Annotated in this window: 15 protein-coding genes; 14 read left to right on the top strand and 1 reads right to left on the bottom strand. The window is 61.9% G+C overall.

Features of this window, described 5'->3' with window-relative positions:
* The first annotated feature begins 1 nt into the window (after position 1).
* The 11 genes from GJB56_RS01945 (at position 2) to GJB56_RS01995 (ending at position 13,954) form a co-directional block, all read left to right on the top strand.
* Entirely contained in the window at positions 2 to 1,240 is a 1,239-nt protein-coding gene (locus tag GJB56_RS01945) for an HNH endonuclease signature motif containing protein (RefSeq protein ID WP_113682399.1), read from the top strand.
* Between the two features lie 100 nt (positions 1,241 to 1,340).
* Positions 1,341 to 2,033, top strand: coding sequence for a mycofactocin biosynthesis peptidyl-dipeptidase MftE (gene mftE, locus GJB56_RS01950; RefSeq protein WP_019744248.1), 693 nt, complete (start codon positions 1,341 to 1,343; stop codon positions 2,031 to 2,033).
* A gap of 97 nt (positions 2,034 to 2,130) precedes the next feature.
* Positions 2,131 to 3,528, top strand: coding sequence for a mycofactocin biosynthesis glycosyltransferase MftF (mftF, locus tag GJB56_RS01955; RefSeq protein WP_020906864.1), 1,398 nt, complete (start codon positions 2,131 to 2,133; stop codon positions 3,526 to 3,528).
* Positions 3,525 to 5,006 (top strand): mycofactocin dehydrogenase MftG, encoded by a 1,482-nt coding sequence (mftG, locus tag GJB56_RS01960; protein ID WP_070797554.1) that lies wholly within the window; start codon positions 3,525 to 3,527, stop codon positions 5,004 to 5,006. Before mftF ends, mftG begins: the two co-directional genes overlap by 4 nt.
* Before the next feature lie 105 nt (positions 5,007 to 5,111).
* A complete protein-coding gene (locus GJB56_RS01965; RefSeq protein ID WP_019744245.1) occupies positions 5,112 to 6,425 on the top strand; it encodes a helix-turn-helix domain-containing protein in 1,314 nt (437 codons plus the stop codon).
* A 143-nt stretch (positions 6,426 to 6,568) separates the two neighbouring features.
* Positions 6,569 to 8,092 carry an aldehyde dehydrogenase gene (adh, locus tag GJB56_RS01970; RefSeq protein ID WP_007730158.1) on the top strand — a complete coding sequence of 508 codons (1,524 nt, stop codon included), beginning with the start codon at positions 6,569 to 6,571 and terminating at the stop codon, positions 8,090 to 8,092.
* 91 nt (positions 8,093 to 8,183) lie between these two features.
* Positions 8,184 to 8,744, top strand: coding sequence for a DUF779 domain-containing protein (locus GJB56_RS01975; protein ID WP_019744244.1), 561 nt, complete (start codon positions 8,184 to 8,186; stop codon positions 8,742 to 8,744).
* 165 nt (positions 8,745 to 8,909) lie between these two features.
* Entirely contained in the window at positions 8,910 to 10,382 is a 1,473-nt protein-coding gene (gene eat, locus GJB56_RS01980; RefSeq protein WP_003941913.1) for an ethanolamine permease, read from the top strand.
* On the top strand, positions 10,379 to 11,803 hold the full coding sequence (locus tag GJB56_RS01985; RefSeq protein WP_019744243.1) for an ethanolamine ammonia-lyase subunit EutB: 1,425 nt from the start codon (positions 10,379 to 10,381) through the stop codon (positions 11,801 to 11,803). Before eat ends, GJB56_RS01985 begins: the two co-directional genes overlap by 4 nt.
* Positions 11,800 to 12,573, top strand: a complete 774-nt coding sequence (eutC, locus tag GJB56_RS01990) for an ethanolamine ammonia-lyase subunit EutC (RefSeq protein WP_019744242.1) — start codon at positions 11,800 to 11,802, stop codon at positions 12,571 to 12,573. The genes GJB56_RS01985 and eutC overlap by 4 nt, the downstream gene beginning before the upstream one ends.
* Positions 12,574 to 12,655: 82 nt before the next feature.
* Positions 12,656 to 13,954 (top strand): HAD-IB family phosphatase, encoded by a 1,299-nt coding sequence (locus GJB56_RS01995; RefSeq protein WP_113682400.1) that lies wholly within the window; start codon positions 12,656 to 12,658, stop codon positions 13,952 to 13,954.
* Between the two features lie 15 nt (positions 13,955 to 13,969).
* Here GJB56_RS01995 and GJB56_RS02000 read toward each other — a convergent pair whose 3' ends face one another.
* Positions 13,970 to 14,800 (bottom strand): glycosyltransferase, encoded by an 831-nt coding sequence (locus GJB56_RS02000; protein WP_051720805.1) that lies wholly within the window; start codon positions 14,798 to 14,800, stop codon positions 13,970 to 13,972.
* A gap of 222 nt (positions 14,801 to 15,022) precedes the next feature.
* Here GJB56_RS02000 and GJB56_RS02005 point away from each other — a divergent pair, with 222 nt between their 5' ends.
* From GJB56_RS02005 to GJB56_RS02015, 3 genes are all read left to right on the top strand, one after another.
* The gene (locus GJB56_RS02005; RefSeq protein WP_019744240.1) at positions 15,023 to 15,562 is read left to right on the top strand and encodes a hypothetical protein; all 540 of its coding nucleotides are present in this window, start codon (positions 15,023 to 15,025) and stop codon (positions 15,560 to 15,562) included.
* A 234-nt stretch (positions 15,563 to 15,796) separates the two neighbouring features.
* A complete protein-coding gene (locus GJB56_RS02010; RefSeq protein ID WP_019744239.1) occupies positions 15,797 to 17,167 on the top strand; it encodes an MFS transporter in 1,371 nt (456 codons plus the stop codon).
* A 207-nt stretch (positions 17,168 to 17,374) separates the two neighbouring features.
* Positions 17,375 to 19,012, top strand: coding sequence for an AMP-binding protein (locus GJB56_RS02015; protein WP_113682401.1), 1,638 nt, complete (start codon positions 17,375 to 17,377; stop codon positions 19,010 to 19,012).
* Positions 19,013 to 19,016 lie beyond the last annotated feature (4 nt).

Below are 19,016 nucleotides of genomic sequence, written 5' to 3' on the forward strand. Positions count from 1 at the left end.
TATGGACAGTCGTGAAGCGTGGCAGCTGGATGGTGAGGATCTCAAGTGTGAGGTTCTGGATCTGGTGCGTGTCCGGCACGAGTTGCAGTCGCGGATGGTGTTGTTGATCGTGGAGATGTTTTCCCGTGAGGTTCTCGGGGGGAAGGGTTTTCGGGCGATCGCGCAGTGGTTGCATGGTTCGACGAATTTGGAGATCGGTGAGTGCAGTCTGCTGGTCGGGTTGGCGCGGTTGTTGATGCTCGAACCCGTTGTGGGCAATGCGTTTCACCGTGGTGACGTGGATGCGTTGAAAGCGCGTCAGGTGGCGTCGTTTTGTCAGCATCCGCCCAAGAACATGACCCTGGCGGATGTGGACAAGGCCCGGGGGATTCTGCTCGGGTTGGCGTCGAAGAACATTGCCGATTGTGATGCGGTGCGGGCAGCGATCCGGCGGATCGAGAAGCAGTACGGCAAACGCGAGGACGGTGTTCCGGTCGGCGAGGATTCGGAGCGGAACGAGTTCTACGCCTCGAAAGGCTTGTACGGGCGTGTGTCTGTGAAGGGTGATCTGGATGCTGTGAACGGGGCACGGTTGATCACGTTGCTGTCGAGCCTGTCCGCTCCGACACCGGAGAAGGACGGCGTCAAGGACACCCGCACGCCGGCATTACGGCGTGCGGACGGGTTTTGCGAACTGTTGCGCCGTTACGAGGGGGCGGGGTTGGGCCCGGTCGAAGGCGGGGTGAAACCGCACATCACGGTGACTGCGTCGGCGAAGGACGTGACGGATCTGCAGGCCTTGAAAGACCTCCTGCCGTCCACTGAGGAGCTGGGGTTCGCGTGGACCGATTGGGTAGGCCCCATCAGTATCGACACCGCCCGGATGCTCGCCTGCGACTGCACCGTCACCCGAATCTTGTTGGACGAGAATGGTGTTCCGCTCGACTGCGGTAAGGAAGTGCGAACAGCGACCGTTCCGCAGCGACGGGCGTTGGCGGTTCGTGATGGTGGGTGTGCGTTCCCGGGGTGTGGGACTCCGTCGGGGTGGTGCGATGCCCATCATATTGTTCACTGGAACGATGGCGGCCCAACAGATCTCGACAATCTGATCTTGTTGTGCGGTCATCATCATCGGACACTGCACCACACCGAGTGGCGGGTGGAGATCGGCCCGGATCGGAAGACGGTGTTCTATCCACCGATGTCCGTTGATCCGTATCAGCAGCCGATCGGCGGGAACAGCCCACCAACAGCAGCGTGACCGCGACAACCGAAAACTGATACACCGGGGCACAACCATGCCCCGGTGTATCCGCATGCTGTGTTGCGGTGGGAGGGGCCGGCACCAATACGATCGGGGGATGAGTTCTCCGCGTGACCTTGCTGCCATCCCGAGTCCTGCGCTCGAAGGCACTGCGCTCACCGTCGTGGTCCCGGTCGGTTCTTTCGAACAACACGGACCGCACCTGCCTCTCGATACCGACACTCGGATCGCGAGAGCAGTCGCACAGGCTCTCCCCGACGTTGTCGTGGCCCCGGCCATCGAATACGGGGCGAGCGGCGAACACGAAGGGTTTGCCGGCACGATTTCGATCGGTGCCGAGGCTATGGAAACCCTCGTCGTCGAATACGGAAGGTCGGCGTTCAGATGGACGAAGCGGGTGCTGTTCGTCAACGGCCACGGCGGAAATGGTCCCGCGCTGGCCAAAGCTGTGGCACTTCTTCGATACGAGGGACGTGACGCCGCTTGGGTGCCGTGCGCTGTTGCGGGTGCCGATGCGCACGCGGGACACACTGAAACGAGCCTATTGCTGCACCTTTCGCCCGATTTGGTGCACATGAGCCTTGCTGAGACAGGAAATTTGTCTCCTATCGCGGACCTGATGCCAGGAATGCGTTCGGGCGGTATGGTCGCTGTGTCGCAAAACGGCGTTCTCGGCAATCCAGTCGGGGCTACCGCCGAAGACGGCGCATACATCTTCGGTGAGTTGGTAGGACGCGTGACGGATGGACTGGCCCGGTGGGAGCCTGGTCCAGATGGGAGGCTTCGGTGACGACCACGACCGAGTGGGGGCGGACGGTCCACCTGCGACGGCTTTCGAGGCTGCGACGAGTTGCAGCACGACGGGCTACGTCCCTTACGATCATCTGATGCGACCAGCAAGACTCCCCGACGGCTTCGGCATTCGGTTGGACCCCAAGGTGCGCACGTACTCGGGCGGCCGGGTGCTCATCGGCGGCTCTCCGACACGGATGCTCAAGCTGGCTCCGACGGCTGCGGCGATGATCGGTGACGGCTTCCTCGAGGTGGTCGACCAGCAGAGCGCTGCGGTTGCTCGTCACCTTCTCGATTCAGGCGTCGCGAATCCTCGTCCGATGTCGACACCGTCTGCGGCAGATGTCACCGTCGTGATTCCGGTCAAGGACAACCAGGCCGGCGTCGAACGCCTACTGCCCGTCCTCAAGGATCTGACCGTCATCGTTGTCGACGACGGTTCGGAAGTGCCGGTGGAGCCCCGTCGCGCCTGCCCGGGCACCGGAACCATCACAGTGGTGCGGCACGAGAGCGCCCGCGGACCCTCGGCAGCGAGGAACTCGGGATTGCGTTCGGCCCAAACACGTTTCGTAGCTTTCCTCGACTCCGACGTCATACCGCGTGCCGGTTGGCTCGAGTTGATGTTGGGCCACTTCAGCGATCCAGGGGTTGCCCTTGTTGCGCCCCGCATCGTCGCCCTCGATCCGTACGGGACGGCGCTGGCGCGGTACGAGAACATGCGATCGTCTCTCGACCTCGGACGTAAAGAAGCTGCGGTGAAGTCGGGAAGTCCGGTCGCCTATGTTCCCAGCGCGGCCGTGATCGTCCGGCGCGACGTGGCACTCGAATGCAACGGTTTCGACGAGAGTCTCGAAGTGGCCGAGGACGTCGATTTCTGCTGGCGACTGCAGGCTGCGGGTTGGCGACTGAGGTACGAACCGGTTGCGCATGTCGCCCACGATCATCGAGTTCAGTTCGACAAGTGGTTCGCCAGGAGAGCGTTCTACGGCACGGGCGCGGCGCCGTTGGCTGCAAGACACGAGGGTTCGGTTCCGCCGATGGCGATGTCGTTCTCGACGCTCTTCGCGTGCATCGCCGCCGCAACACTGACCCGTTCCGGTCTTGCGAGTGCGCTGGGCGCTCTGCTCTTCACGGTGTATCGCCTGCGAAAGATGTTCAACGGGCTGAGTCAGCCCACCCGGATCGCAGCGATCCTCACTGCGCAGGGGTTTGTCGGAGGATTCTGGCAACTCGCCTCGGCGATGTGTCGTCACTACTGGCCGGTGACTCTTCTGGCGGTGATCGCTTCCCGTCGAATTCGGCGACTGGCCGTCGCTGCGGCAGTCACCGAAGGTTTGGTGGACTGGTATCGCCACCGTGAGCCAGGCGGGCTGGGTCCGGTTCGGTACGTCTTCTTCAAACGAGCAGATGACATCGCGTATGGAGCCGGACTCTGGCGGGGCGCGTTCGACGCCCGTGACTGGGCGGCGCTGAAACCTCGAATCACCAAGTGACAGAAGCCGACTACGCAGATTTCCTGGTTGTCGGTGGTGGCACGTGTGGCTGCGTCGTCGCAGCCAGGCTCAGTGAAGATCCATCCGCCACGGTGATGCTCCTCGAATCGGGAAGCGGATATCGTTCGGCGCTCGAACTTCCGGACGTCCTGGGTGATCCGTACCGACTGCCGGTCGGACCTGCGAGCGAATACACGTGGACCTATCCGGTCGAACTGACACCGCGTCGGGCGTCCACGATTGCGCGCGGGCGGACGCTCGGTGGGTCCGGGGCCGTCAACGGTGCGTACTTCACGCGCGCGACCCGCGCAGATTTCGAGAACTGGCCGAGTGCTTGGCGATACGACGACGTCTTGCCGTACTTCAAGAAGTCTGAGACGGATCGTGATTTCGAGGGCGAGTTCCACGGGTCCGCCGGTCCGATCCCGGTCGAGCGTCGAGCGTGGGACCAACTGCATCCACTGAGCGGTGAGTTTCATGCGGCAGCGCTCGGAGCGGGCTTTCCCGACGACGTCGACAAGAATGCGCCGGACTCGTTCGGCGTCGGCCGAGTGCCACTGAACGTGGCGGATCATCGTCGGATCAGTACTGCGATCGGGTATCTGATGCCGGCGTTGCACCGCCCGAATTTGCGGGTAGAATCCGGAGTGAACGTCATTCGCATCGTATTCTCGGGAACCCGTGCGATCGGCGTCGACGTTCTCGAAGACGGCAACGTCCGACGCATTCGTGCCGACCACGTGATCGTGTGTTCGGGTGCGGTGGCGACGCCGCACATTCTCTTGAATTCCGGTGTTGGTCCGGCGGAACAACTTGCAGAGCAAGGAGTTTCCGTCATTCTCGATCGACCTGGCGTCGGCCAGAACTTCGTCGACCATCCGGAAGTGCTGCTGCCGTACCATTTTTCGACGCCTCGTACGATTCGCTCGCAGACACCGGTGCTGGAGACTGCACTCAATCTCGCCGAGCTTGAAATCCGTCCGTACACCGCATCTTTCACAGACTTGGTTCCCGGTGTGCCTCGCATGGATCACGGCGTCGGGGTGGTCCTCATGGCGCCGCGCAGTCGGGGGAGCATCGAACTGGTATCGGGGGATCCCGCTGGGGCACCGCGTATTCGATACAACTACGTCGCGTCGATGCACGATCGAGCAGCCATTCGGGAAGGAATGCAGATCGCCGAGAACCTTCTCGAGTCGATCGCCGAGACCGGGTTGATCGATCGCCCCGTCGTGGAGTACACAGGCGAGTGGATCGAATCTCGCCTCGGTACGTCCTTGCACATGTCCGGTAGCTGCGTGATGGGCGCCGAATCGGACCCGTTCGCAGTCGTCGATGATCGGTGCCGTGTGATCGGCGCGCAAGGACTCAGTATTGTTGACACGTCAATCCTGCCGACGATCCCGACCCGCGGCCCACACGCGACCGCGGTGATGGTCGCGGAACGAGCAAGCGCCATCCTGCTCGGTGACGAGTGACCGCGAGGGGCAGCAGGCTAGGTCGACAGTCATACCGAATGGTCGTTCTCGCCTATGGGCTGTGATCGGCGTTACAGTGGTCCACGGAGCGGAGGAACGCAAAATATGGCACGTGAACAGGCTGTGTCCGGCAACCCGTGGGTGGCGGTCAGGCCAGGGGATGACGTCGCGTTACTCGCGCGGCGACTTTCGTCTGCCCATCAGTCGTTCATCGATGCCCGCGGCGTGCCCGGCCAGGGGCTGACCGACGACTCCCATGTCCGTTCGGTCGTGCTCGAGTCCTGGATGCGGAGCCGCAACAAGGGAGTAAATCCTGATGTTGTCGGCAACCCTGAGATGCTCGAAGGGTTGGAACTCGAAAAATATCGGTCCGCGCATCCCATGTCACTGATCCGTCCGGTGATTCGGAAACTCCTGGTGGAAGATGCTGCCGAGACCGGATTGCTGATCGCGATCAGCGACGCACACGGTCGACTGCTCTGGGTCGAGGGTGACAACTCGGCCAAGGACAAGGCGTTGTCCATGAACTTCGTCGAAGGCGCCGACTGGAGCGAAGATCGTGTCGGCACCAATGCGCCGGGAACGGCGCTTGCTCTCGACCACTCCGTACAGATTTTCGGATCCGAGCATTTCAACCGAACCGTGCACGACTGGAGTTGTTCGGCCGCACCCGTCCACGATCCCACCACTGGGCAAATCCTTGGTGCCATCGACATCACCGGTGGTCCCAGGGTCGCGGTTCCCGAAGTGCTGTCGCTGATCCGTGCAACTGTTGCGGCCGCCGAATCGGAATTGCGATTCCACCTCTTGAACTCGCCTATCCCGCTCAGCGCGACGGCTCCGCGCCTCGAAACATTCGGTGCCGGACGGCCGACGCTGGTTCGCGGCGGTGACCGCATCCCGATTTCGCAGCGTCACGCCGAGATTCTCCTTCTGCTCTCCGAACATCCGGAGGGTCTGAGCTCCGACCACCTTGCGGTCCTGCTCGACGAGGGGGAGCTCGACGCAGTGACCATTCGCGCGGAAATGTCGCGGCTTCGTAAGGTTTTCGGTGCCGACCGGCTGGCTTCGCGTCCTTATCGGATCATCACGGAGTTCACGACAGACGTCGGCGACGTGCGGGCAGCGTTGGATCGCGGAGACGCGGCGACGGCGATGAAACTGTATTCGGGCCCGGTACTGGCAGGCTCGGCCTCCCCGGGAATCGAAGAGGTGCGGGAAGAACTACGCACCAGGGTTCAGGCGGCTCTGCTGCGTGGAGGTGACGCCAACCTGCTGGCCCGGTGGACCACGTCCGTACACGGGCGCGAAGACTCCGTCGTGTGGGAGGCCTACCTGTCCACGTTGGATCCTCAATCTCCGCTGTATTCCCAGGTCCAGGCAAGAATTGATCTCCTCGACCGCCAATTGGGCATCTGAGAATCATCTGCGTTTCTCGCACGCAACGTACTTGCAACGTTGCAACTCCTAGTGTTGTGAATCACACCCCACCGGGGGGTGGGATTGCAGTCACCTATTTGGTGGATGCGCCCAGGAAGATCACGTTTACATAGGAGCTTGCAATGACCGTGTACGCCCGTCCAGGTACCGCCGACGCGATCATGTCCTTCCAGTCTCGATACGACAACTGGATCGGCAACGAATGGGTTGCTCCGGTCAAGGGTCAGTACTTCGAGAACCCGACACCGGTGACCGGACAGAATTTCTGTGATGTGGCTCGTTCCACCGCAGAAGACATCGAGCTCGCTCTCGACGCAGCGCACGCAGCAGCTCCGGCCTGGGGCAAGACCTCGGTCGCCGAGCGCGCGATCATCTTGAACAAGATCGCTGATCGTATGGAGGAGAACCTCGAATCCATCGCACTCGCCGAGTCGTGGGACAACGGCAAGCCGATCCGCGAGACCCTCAACGCCGACATTCCGCTCGCCATCGATCACTTCCGCTACTTCGCGGGAGCTATTCGCGCACAGGAAGGTTCGCTTTCGGAGATCAACTCCGACACCGTGGCGTACCACTTCCACGAGCCGCTCGGCGTAGTCGGCCAGATCATTCCGTGGAACTTCCCGATCCTCATGGCCGTGTGGAAGCTCGCACCCGCCCTTGCTGCCGGCAATGCCATCGTGCTCAAGCCTGCCGAGCAGACACCCGTCTCGATCCTGCACCTCATCGGCATCATCGGTGACCTGCTGCCTGCCGGTGTGCTCAACATCGTCAACGGCTTCGGCGTCGAGGCCGGAAAGCCGCTCGCGTCGAGCCCGCGTATCAAGAAGATCGCGTTCACCGGTGAAACCACCACAGGTCGCCTGATCATGCAGTACGCGTCGCAGAACCTCATCCCCGTGACCCTCGAACTAGGTGGCAAGAGCCCCAACATCTTCTTCTCCGACGTCCTCGCCTCCAACGACGACTACCAGGACAAGGCACTCGAGGGCTTCACGATGTTCGCCCTCAACCAGGGCGAGGTTTGCACCTGCCCGTCACGTTCGCTGATCCAGGAAGACATCTTCGACGAGTTCCTCGCGATGGCCGCCATTCGCACCAAGGCTGTGCGCCAAGGGGATCCGCTCGACACCGACACCATGATCGGTGCCCAGGCCAGCAACGATCAGCTCGAGAAGATCCTCTCGTACATCGAGATCGGCAAGGCCGAAGGCGCCAAGGTCATCACCGGTGGTGAGCGGGCCGAACTCGGCGGAGACCTGTCCGGCGGCTACTACGTCCAGCCGACGGTGTTCACCGGCAACAACAAGATGCGCATCTTCCAGGAAGAGATCTTCGGACCCGTCGTCTCGGTCACCTCGTTCAAGGACTACGACGAGGCCATCGAAATCGCCAACGACACGCTCTACGGTTTGGGCGCCGGTGTCTGGTCCCGCGACGGCGGAGTTGCGTATCGAGCAGGCCGCGACATCCAGGCCGGTCGCGTCTGGACCAACACGTACCACCAGTACCCGGCACACGCCGCTTTCGGTGGATACAAGCAGTCCGGCATCGGCCGCGAGAACCACCTGATGATGCTCTCGCACTACCAGCAGACCAAGAACCTCCTGGTCAGCTACGCCCAGAAGGCTCAGGGCTTCTTCTGATCGACCCACCGGCACCCGTGAGCCCCTCGCTGCGGGTGCCGGTGCGCAAGACTGCAACACGCGAAACCTGCACAAACACACGGAGGTTGGAATGAGCGCCACGGACACACCCGATACCGGCGCCGTTCCACCCCGGTTGGTGACCACCGCTGGGGCGGCTGACCTGCTACGCCGCCTCAGCGGGACTCACGGCGAACTGATGATGCATCAATCCGGCGGATGCTGCGACGGCTCGGCCCCGATGTGTTATCCCTCAGGCGAATTCATCGTCGGGGACCGTGACGTACTACTCGGAATCGTCGATCTCCGACTTGCTGTCGGAGAGATTCCCGAAGACCTTCCCACCGGAACCGACGCTGTACAGGTCTGGATTTCCGGATCACAGTTCGAAGCCTGGAAGCACACCCAGTTGGTGCTGGACGTCGTGCCCGGCCGCGGCAGTGGATTCAGCCTGGAGTCTCCTGAAGGATTCAGATTCCTCAGTCGAGCAAGGGCGTTCACACCGGACGAAAACGAAGCACTCGGCGCTTCGAGCATTCTCGTAGGCGCTGATTGGGAAGCGGGCGTGCGTCCTTCGCCCCCGACGGTTCCCCAGGTCGTCGCCGAGGCCGTCGATGCCTGCCCGGTGCCGGGCGCGGCCGCCCGATCCTGAGAACGGCCGCCTGAAGAAGATCTGAACAGACTCGGGGCCGCTCACATGACAGCCAGTTAACAGCACGGTCATCTCCAGGCGACCTTCTCCGTACATCGCCCACATACCGTTCATTTCACGCGACGCATCCACCGTGCGTCGTCTCATTCTTGACCGATTCAGAGGATGGACATGTCTCTTTCCGACCACGCAACCGGCAAAAACGCCGGTGCCGCGGGTGCACACCACGACGGCGCAGACTTCCATGCGGAAGACAATTCGTATCTGGAGAAACGAACACTCCGAAAGGGAACAGCAGGGTGGGTGCTGCTTGCGGGGTTGGGTGTCAGCTATGTGATTTCCGGTGACTACGCCGGCTGGAACAACGGTCTGGCCGAAGGTGGTTTCGGTGGCCTTCTCATCGCGGCCGTCGTCATCGCGGGGATGTACCTGGCGATGGTGCTCGGTATGGCCGAGATGTCGTCGGCACTTCCTGCCGCTGGTGGTGGATACACGTTTGCCAGACGGGCCATGGGGCCCTGGGGCGGATTTGCCACCGGCACAGCAATTCTCATCGAGTACTCGATAGCACCCGCAGCGATCGCGACCTTCATCGGTGCGTACGTCGAGTCCCTGAACCTGTTCGGGATCACCGACGGGTGGTGGGTGTACCTCGCGGTGTACGCGATCTTCATCGGCATTCACCTCACCGGCGCCGGTGAGGCACTCAAGGCGATGTTCATCATCACCGCCATTGCACTCGTCGGCCTGGTCGTGTTCGCGGTTTCGGCTGTCGGCCTTTTCGATTCGTCCAACCTCACCGATATCGCCGTCGACACCAGCGCAGTCGGATCGTCGTCGTTCCTGCCATTCGGTCTGCTCGGAATCTGGGCCGCCGTGCCCTTCGCGATCTGGTTCTTCCTTGCCGTCGAAGGTGTACCGCTGGCCGCCGAGGAAGCGCGTGAGCCGGAGAAGAACGTCCCCCGCGGCATCATCATCAGCATGTTGATCCTGATCGTCACAGGCGCAACGGTTCTCTTCCTCGCCACCGGTGCGCTCGGCGCCGACGCCCTGTCCACCTCCGGAAATCCGCTCGTCGAGGCGCTGGGGGACAGCGGAGCGGCAAAGGCCGTCAACTACATCGGACTTGCCGGTCTGGTCGCGAGCTTCTTCTCGATCATGTACGCCTACTCACGTCAGACGTTTGCTCTCTCCCGCGCCGGCTACCTGCCGAAGAACCTGTCGGTGACCAACAAGCGCAAGGCCCCCACTCTCGCGCTCGTCGTTCCCGGAATCATCGGCTTCGCGCTCTCACTCACCGGTGAAGGTGCCATGTTGCTCAACATGGCGGTGTTCGGCGCGGCAGTCAGCTACGTCCTGATGATGGTGAGTCACATCGTTCTTCGTAAGCGTGAGCCGAACATGCCGCGCCCGTACCGCACGCCCGGCGGTATCGCCACCACCTCGTTTGCGCTCGTGATCGCGGCAGTGTCGGTGGTGGCCACCTTCCTGGTCGATCCCGTTGCGGCATTGCTGACGTTGGTTGCCTTCGGAGTTCTGATGGCGTACTTCGGTCTCTACAGTCGTCACCACCTTGTTGCCAACTCGCCGGACGAGGAGTTTGCTGTACTTGCACAGGCGGAAGAAGAATTGGGATGAGTCGCGGGATGGCCAAGTATCACCAGCAGGTATCCGGAACCAACTACTCGTTCGACGGTCTCGTCGATCTGATGGCAAAAGCGACACCACTGCGGTCGGGTGACGAACTAGCCGGTTGCGCGGCAAGCTCCGATGCTGAACGTGCTGCTGCCCAATGGGTTCTGGCTGATCTTCCGTTGACTGTGTTCCTCGAAGATCTGTTGGTTCCGTACGAGGACGACGAGGTGACCCGGCTCATCATCGACAGCCACGATCGCCTCGCATTTGCGCCGGTGGCCCACCTGACTGTTGGCGGATTACGGGACTGGCTGCTCGAGACTGCGTCGGCGCCGGAAGCTTCAGCACGCTTGTCTGCCGTGAGTCCCGGTCTGACCCCCGAGATGGTTGCCGCGGTCAGCAAGATCATGCGCAATCAGGACCTGATCGCCGTCGCCAAGGCCATCACGGTCACCGCGGGGTTCCGCACTACCATCGGACTGCCTGGACGGCTGAGCACCCGACTCCAGCCAAACCACCCGACGGACGATCCACGCGGCATTGCGGCGGCCACATTGGACGGTCTCCTGATGGGATGTGGCGACGCCGTCATCGGCATCAACCCCGCGACGGATTCACCCCAGGCCACCTCGGATCTGCTCCACCTGCTCGACGACATCCGTCAGCGATTCGAGATCCCGACTCAGTCGTGCGTGCTCTCTCACGTGACCACCACGATCGGACTGATCGAATCGGGGGTGCCGGTCGATCTTGTCTTCCAATCGATTGCCGGTACCGAAGGCGCCAATTCCGGTTTCGGAGTGAACATTCCGCTACTGCGCGAGGGTAACGAGGCCGGACGCTCCTTGAACCGCGGAACGGTCGGCAACAACGTCATGTACCTCGAGACAGGGCAGGGGTCCGCCCTCAGTTCAGGTGCCCACTACGGCACCGGCGGAGCCCCGGTCGATCAGCAGACACTCGAGACCAGGGCATACGCCGTGGCTCGAGATCTCGAGCCGCTGCTGGTCAACACGGTGGTCGGTTTCATCGGTCCCGAGTACCTCTACGACGGCAAGCAGATCATTCGCGCGGGCTTGGAAGATCACTTCTGCGGAAAACTCCTCGGGCTGCCGATGGGAGTGGACGTCTGCTACACCAACCACGCCGAAGCCGATCAAGACGACATGGACAACCTCCTCACCTTGCTGGGCGTCGCCGGCGCGGCGTTCGTGATCGCGGTGCCCGGCGCCGACGACGTGATGCTCGGCTATCAAAGTCTGGCGTTCCACGACGCGTTGTACGTGCGTAAGGTCCTCGGTTTGCAGCCCGCCCCGGAGTTCGAGACCTGGCTCCACAACTTGGGGATGACCGACGCAAACGGTCGGGTTCTTCCGATCGACGCCGAAATGTCGCCGCTGCGGGCTTTGACGGTGAACTCATGACCGAAGATCAGGCACCGATCCTCGATTTCTGGGGTCCACTGCGCAAGACCACACAATCGCGTATCGGGTTGGGGCGTGCCGGAGATTCGTTGCCCACCAAGCGGGTTCTCGAATTCAAGGCAGCACACGCCGCAGCCCGCGACGCAGTGCACGAGCCACTCGATTCCGAGACTCTCGCCAGTCGGGTCGACGGGGTGGGTATCGGGGCACCGGTGGTAGTCGCGAGCAGCGTCTCCACTCGCAGCGAGTATCTCCGGAGACCCGACCTGGGTCGCCAGCCTGCTGACCTGAGCGCGATCAAGAGCTCCGACAAGGAAATCGGGTTCATCCTCGCCGACGGACTCTCCCCGCGAGCACTGATGGACCACGGCGAGCAACTACTGTCCGCGTTGGTCACGGTGTTGGGGGAGCGGTACTCGATTGCGCCGCCGGTGATCGCCACGAATGCCCGTGTGGCACTGGGTGATCACATCGCCGCCGCGATGGGAGTGCAGACGGCGATCGTCCTGATCGGCGAACGTCCAGGGCTCTCCGTTGCGGACAGCGTCGGGATCTATCTGACTCACCTTCCGCGCGTCGGTCGTACCGACGCGGATCGAAACTGCATTTCCAATGTCCACCCACCCGAGGGCCTCGGATACGAGCAGGCTGCTCGTGTCGTCCTGGGGTTGGTGACGGGAGCGCGCCAATTGGGCCGCTCCGGCGTCGACCTCAAGGACACCTCTCGCGCCGACGCCGTTGCGTCGGGAGAAGTGCTGACGCTCGATTAGTTGACAGCTGCACGGCATACCCGGGTCGATCGACACTCGGGTATGCCGTCGTACCCGAATCACGACGAAAATGAGGGAATCGATGTTCCGTTCGCTGCATGCCCGCGCCCTGTGTGCGTTGGCCGTAGGTAGTGTCCTGTTGAGTGCAACTGCATGTAGTTCGGCCGAGAGTGCCACGAAAGAGGATGCGGCGCAGGGTAGTTCATCCTGCGCGGCGTTGGATCCCAGTCTGGCGTGGTACGGCGACAACCGTGTGAGGTTGGATGCCATGATGACGGAGTTCGGAACGTGTGGAGCTGCAGGTGATGTCGATGACGGCGCTCCGTTGGCGCTCTTCGACTGGGACAACACAGTTGTCAAGAACGACATCGGAAGCGCCACTGCATTCTGGATGATCAAGAACAACAAGGTGTTACAGCCCGCCGGAGCGGACTGGGCAACCATCAGTCGCTTCATGACTCCAGCCGGCGCTGCCGCACTTTCCGCCGCGTGTGGCTCGGAGACCGCACCGGGTCAACCCTTGGTAACCAGTACCGACTTGGACTGCGCTGACGAGATCGTTGCGGTACTCGAGGAGAAGACTCGCGACGGACAGGTTGCATTCGACGGCTACGATCACCGCCGGACCAAGGCTGCATACGCGTGGGCGGTGCAGTTGATGGCAGGGCACACCGAGGACGAGATCACCGAGTACGCCCGCGCAGCGCGTGCTGAGAATCTCGCTGCTGCAGAAGGATCCGATCAGACCGTCGGTACCACGGAAGTCGACGGCTCGGTGCGTTACTACGAGCAAATCGAAGATTTGGTGAAAACCCTCGGCGCTCATGGATTCGACGTGCGGATCATCTCCGCGTCGGCCGAACCGGTCGTTCGTGTCTGGTCGGAGCAGCTGGGATTGGATGCCGATCACGTGATGGGAGTTCGGCCGATCGTCGAGGGCGGCGTTCTGACGGGGCGCCTGCGGGGATGTGGTGGGGTTGCGGACGGTGACGACTCGGTCATTCCGTACATCGATGGGAAGCGGTGTCAGGTCAACGAGGTTGTATACGGGGTCCAAGGGCCTACGGCGTTCGAGCAGTTGCCTGCCGATCGGCGTCAGGTGTTTGCTGCCGGTGATTCTGTCACCGACGTGACGTTCCTCGGAGATGCGACCGGTGCGCGCCTGGTGATCAACCGCAACAATCCCGAACTGATGTGCAATGCCTATGACAACAGTGACGGAAAATGGCTGGTCAACCCCATGTTCATCGAACCGAAAGCACAGGCGGTTGCTCCCTATCACTGCTCGACCGATGCCTACACCGACGCGGCCGGGGCCAAAGGCGCCGTGACTCGTGCGGACGGCAGCGTGATCCCCGATCAGGCCGATACCGTCGCCTGAAACGATATCGGGCGCTCAGAAGTAGAAGGTGCGATTCCTGGCGGCGCATTTGAGCTTGCCCACCTGTAAACCGGCAAAGGCGATCCATCGACCCCGCGGCATTCCGCTGAGCCTTTGTGGAATCAACGGATTCAGCAAGATTAGGCCGGCAAGAGTGGTGAGCGAAGATTTTATCGTCGGTCGTCGGACCCCGTAGTCACGAAATGCAAGAAATAGCTCGACTTCAGCCATACCGTACGACACGGTCTGGTGCCATGTTCCGCTAAGGGTTGATCGAAGCCGGTAGGCGACGGTTGCCTTAGGCGCGTGGGCGAAGGACAGGCCTGAGATCTGGGCTCGCCACGAAAACTCGACATCCTCGCCCGCTGTCATCGATTCGTCAAAGCCGCCGATCGAATCGAAGGCGCGCTTCCAGATTCCAATGTTGCAACCCATCGCAGAAGGAAGAAAGCGGCCGAGAACCAGCCCGTCCGTCGAGGAAAACGGTCGCCACGAATGCACTTCCGGCGAATTGATCGATTCTGATTCCACGCCGCCGGCAATCAGATCTGCGAATTCGGCCGAAAGAAGCAGCTGGGTCAGCCAGGAGCTGTGGACGCGGTCGTCACCGTCGCAAAATGCAAGAAATTGCCCACGCGCATTTGCCGACCCATTGTTCCGGGCAAAGCTGATTCCAGCTCTCTGAGAAGAATCTATATATCGAAGGTCGAGCTCAGCCGTGAGCGGGTGATTTGCAATGTGCTGTTCGAGACCGTCTGTCGATCCATTGTCACTCACGATGACCTCGAAAACTCCGCCGAAGTTCTGCTCGCTCAACGCAGTCAGCTGGACGTCGATGTATTTCATGACGTTTAGGCAGGGGATTATCACAGACACCATCGGAGCTATCACGCTGCAAACATACCGGATCGTCCGAATTGTCAGTCGGGGAGCCCCTCGTCAGCTACTCGACACATGGCAAAGTGTGTGTGATCTGATTCTTTCGAGCCCTTCACTGGGCTTCGGAGACCCAGGGGTGTCCGCTGACATGCTGGAGCCGCAGAGGCGGCACGTGAGTAGGAGAAATTGATGGCCTTCGCTGGCAATGTGGACGAACTGGCGCTGCTCCAAGCAGTACGTCTCAAGGAGCGGGTCGGAGCGGTTGTACTGGCCGAGCACTTGGGCGTCAGTGCAGCGTCCGGTCAAGCTGCGTACGACGCACTTGTCGCGCAGGGTAAAGCGGCCGAAGCAGAAGGTGCCATCAGCCTGACCGAGAAAGGCCTCGCGGAACTCGAAGATCAGTTGGACGCTGAGCGGGTCTCGATCGACGAGGACTCCATCGGCGAGGTGTACGAGGCTTTCGTTCCGCTGGACGAGGAGTTCGTTGCACTTATCGACGACGCAGACGCGAATTCCCTTGCCGAGCTGGACCGCCGGGCTGCAAACCTGTTCGACGATTTGTCGGCATTCGTTCCGCGGTTGTCCCGCTACCAGGATCTCTTCTCGGATGCTCTCGCTAAAGTTCAAGCGGGGGAGTCCAAGTGGATTTCAGAACCGATCATCGACTCCTATGCCACGGTGTGGGGAGAGATCCGTCAGGAGCTTTTCGGGGCTGCCGGAAAGGCTTGATTCGTAGCGCTGGACCTGACGCAGTTCAGCGTGGGCCGTCCGATTCGTGCGAACGAATCGGACGGCCCACGGCATGTGAAGAGCCGTGAAACTCGTTTCCATTGCATACAAGTCGTGACCGAGATCACTCCTACCCCCTTTCGGGGGTAGTGCGGGGGTGAGCCACATCACTACCTTTCCTCCTATCGACGGTGATGCCCACAGGGCGACACCACGGGACCACGGAGGAATCGAGTGACCACAGTCTCTCCCACAGGCGGCAACAGCGCCGCCGGCGCCGGGGGTGCGAGTGCCGCAGGCGCGACACAACCCCCGCAGACCACCAGTGTGCGGCGCGTCGCGATCGCGAGCTGCATCGGCACGACCATCGAGTTCTACGACTTCTTCATCTACGGAACTGCTGCGGCACTTGTCTTTCCGACGGTATTCTTCCCCGCGCTCGGTGCCACCGCGGGAACCGTCGCATCGTTTGCGACCTTCGCAGTCGCATTTATCGCCCGGCCCGTCGGCGCAATGCTGTTCGGACACTTCGGTGATCGCATCGGTCGCAAGAAGACTCTGATCTCGACGCTCCTGCTCATGGGTATCTCGACGCTCCTGATCGGCTTGCTACCCGGTGCGGCAACTATCGGTGTTGCGGCTCCGATCATCCTGGTGCTCTTGCGATTCGGCCAAGGCTTCGCGGTCGGTGGTGAATGGGCAGGCGCAACTCTGCTCACCGCGGAATACGCCCCACCGGGCAAACGTGGTCTGTATGCGATGTTCCCGCAGCTCGGCCCCGCAATCGCCTTCGTGCTCTCGAGCAGTACATTCCTCATCACCGGCGCTGTTCTCGGCGATACCAACCAAGCCTTCCTCGACTACGGCTGGCGTATCCCGTTCTTGTTCTCCATCGTGTTGGTCGGCATCGGCCTCTACATGCGACTCGCCATCGAGGAGACCCCGGTCTTCAAGGCGGAGCAGGCAGAGCGCGTCGCAGAGCAGAAGAACGAAGCACCTCGCACCCTTCCGTTCCTGGATGCCTGGCGGTTCCAGACCAAGGAAATCCTGCTCTCGGCCGGCGCCCTCGCTTGCCTGTTCGCGTTCTTCTACATGGGCACGGCGTTCCTCACGAGCTACGGAACCAAGACCCTCGGCTTCTCCCGCCCGTTCGTCCTGTCGGTCGGTATCGCGTCCGCCTTCGTCTTCGGTGCGGCGATCATCGTCTCCGCCTTGTACTCGGACCGCATCGGGCGTCGCAAGGTCATCATGATCTCTTGTGGTCTGGCTGTGGTGTGGGCGCTCATTCTGTTCCCGCTCCTGGACACCGGAACACCGATCGCGTTCATCCTCGGAATGTTCGGCACGCTGATGATCTTCGGAATCGCGTACGGCCCCTGTGGTGCGCTGCTTCCGGAAATGTTCCAGACCCGCTACCGCTACACCGGTGCCGGCCTCGGCTACAACCTCGCCGGAGTGCTCGGCGGCGCAGTGCCGCCGCTGATCGCCGCACCGCTGGCCTCGGCCTACGGGAGTATGGCCATCGGAATCATGTTGGCAATCCTCGGCGTGGTGAGTCTGGTCTGCACCTGGGCGCTCGTCGAGACCAAGGACCACGCCCTGTAAACACTGTGCGCCTTTATTAACCGCCGGCGGTTAATAAAGGCGCACAGCAGGCGGGTGGGGTGTCCGGACTCTGAACAGTTACGGACACCCCGCACCGGGAAGTATGTCGTGCATCACACCGAATCGAGTAAATTCGTAGATGAGAGGGTCCGCTGCGGCGGCCCCTCTCATAGGTGCCTGAACAGGTAACCGGAGAGGACAGAACACATGAGTACGCCGCTGCCCAGCTATACGTCCGGAGTATGGGACGGTCCGATGCTGGGCGACACCATCGGAGACAACCTCGATCGCACGGTTGCCGCACACGGTGACCGCGATGCGTTGATCGACCACGCCAGCGGTCGACGATGGACGTACCGGGAGTTCGCCGAGCAGGTGAACGGGCTCGCTGCCGAACTACTTTCCCGTGGTGTGGGGAAGGGCGACCGAGTGGGAATCTGGGCTCCCAACTGTCCGGAATGGACGTTCACGCAATACGCGACGGCAAAGATCGGCGCGATCCTGGTCAACATCAATCCGGCGTACCGCTCGCACGAGTTGCAGTACGTGCTCGAGCAGGCCGGAATCTCGACGCTGGTGTCTGCGGCCAGCTTCAAGACCTCGGACTACGCGTCGATGATCGAGACGGTGCGGCCGCAGTGCCCGGATCTGACGTCGGTGCTCCTGCTCGGTTCACCCGAGTGGGACGCGGTGCTTGCCGACGGGTTGGCGGCCCAGGCCAGCGATCCGGCTCCGCTCGCAGCTGCCCAAGCCGCGCTGTCGGCCGACGACGCGATCAACATCCAATACACCTCGGGCACTACCGGTTTCCCGAAGGGCGCGACGCTCAGCCACCACAACATCCTCAACAACGGCTACTTCGTCGGCGAGTTGTGCCACTACAGCGAGGTCGATCGGGTGTGCATCCCGGTGCCGTTCTATCACTGCTTCGGCATGGTGATGGGCAACCTTGCGTGCACCAGTCATGGTGCTGCCATGGTCATTCCGGGCCCCGCCTTCGATCCGCGCGCTTCGCTCGAGGCCGTCCAGGCCGAAAAGTGCACGTCCCTCTACGGCGTTCCGACGATGTTCATCGCCGAGTTGGCGCTGCCGGACTTCGACAGCTTCGATCTGTCGTCCCTTCGCACCGGCATCATGGCGGGTTCGCCCTGCCCGGTCGAAGTGATGAAGCAGGTCATCGATCGCATGGGCATGGCAGAGGTGTCCATCTGCTATGGCATGACCGAGACGTCGCCGGTGTCGCTGCAGACCCGCTCCGACGATTCGATCGAGCATCGCACCGAAACCGTCGGTCGGGTGGGGCCGCACCTCGAGATCAAGATCGTCGATCCGGCAACCGGACTGACGGTGCCGCGCGGCGAGCCGGGCGAACTGTGCACGCGTGGTTACTCGGTCATGCTCGGCTACTGGGAGAACCCGGAGAAGACCGCCGAGGCTATCGACGCTGCCCGGTGGATGCACACCGGAGACATCGGAGTCATGGACGAGGCCGGATACGTCGCTATCACGGGACGCATCAAGGACATGGTCATCCGCGGTGGTGAGAACGTATATCCGCGTGAGATCGAGGAGTTCCTTTACACCCATCCCGACATTCTCGACGCGCAGGTCATCGGTGTGCCGGACGCCAAGTACGGCGAGGAATTGATGGTGTGGGTCCAGATGCGCGAAGGTGCAGACGATCTGGACGCCGATTCGGTCCGTGCCTTCTGCACCGGCAAGCTCGCGCACTACAAGATTCCGCGGTATGTCCATGTCGTGGACGAGTTCCCGATGACAGTCACGGGCAAGGTCCGCAAGATCGCGATGCGAGAACAGGCGATCGAATTGATCGGTCAGGCCTGAGCAT

Source organism: Rhodococcus sp. AQ5-07 (genome assembly GCF_009707305.1).
GTDB classification, from domain to species: Bacteria; Actinomycetota; Actinomycetes; order Mycobacteriales; family Mycobacteriaceae; genus Rhodococcus_F; species Rhodococcus_F erythropolis.

Coding starts and splice junctions, on each gene's coding strand:
- GJB56_RS02000 (WP_051720805.1), bottom strand. CDS start 14,800: ATGAAATACATCGACGTCCAGCTGACTGCGTTGAGCGAGCAGAACTTC.
- GJB56_RS01975 (WP_019744244.1), top strand. CDS start 8,184: ATGAGCGCCACGGACACACCCGATACCGGCGCCGTTCCACCCCGGTTG.
- eutC (WP_019744242.1), top strand. CDS start 11,800: ATGACCGAAGATCAGGCACCGATCCTCGATTTCTGGGGTCCACTGCGC.
- GJB56_RS01945 (WP_113682399.1), top strand. CDS start 2: ATGGACAGTCGTGAAGCGTGGCAGCTGGATGGTGAGGATCTCAAGTGT.
- GJB56_RS01995 (WP_113682400.1), top strand. CDS start 12,656: ATGTTCCGTTCGCTGCATGCCCGCGCCCTGTGTGCGTTGGCCGTAGGT.
- mftF (WP_020906864.1), top strand. CDS start 2,131: ATGCGACCAGCAAGACTCCCCGACGGCTTCGGCATTCGGTTGGACCCC.
- GJB56_RS01985 (WP_019744243.1), top strand. CDS start 10,379: ATGAGTCGCGGGATGGCCAAGTATCACCAGCAGGTATCCGGAACCAAC.
- eat (WP_003941913.1), top strand. CDS start 8,910: ATGGACATGTCTCTTTCCGACCACGCAACCGGCAAAAACGCCGGTGCC.
- adh (WP_007730158.1), top strand. CDS start 6,569: ATGACCGTGTACGCCCGTCCAGGTACCGCCGACGCGATCATGTCCTTC.
- mftE (WP_019744248.1), top strand. CDS start 1,341: ATGAGTTCTCCGCGTGACCTTGCTGCCATCCCGAGTCCTGCGCTCGAA.
- GJB56_RS02005 (WP_019744240.1), top strand. CDS start 15,023: ATGGCCTTCGCTGGCAATGTGGACGAACTGGCGCTGCTCCAAGCAGTA.
- GJB56_RS02015 (WP_113682401.1), top strand. CDS start 17,375: ATGAGTACGCCGCTGCCCAGCTATACGTCCGGAGTATGGGACGGTCCG.
- GJB56_RS01965 (WP_019744245.1), top strand. CDS start 5,112: ATGGCACGTGAACAGGCTGTGTCCGGCAACCCGTGGGTGGCGGTCAGG.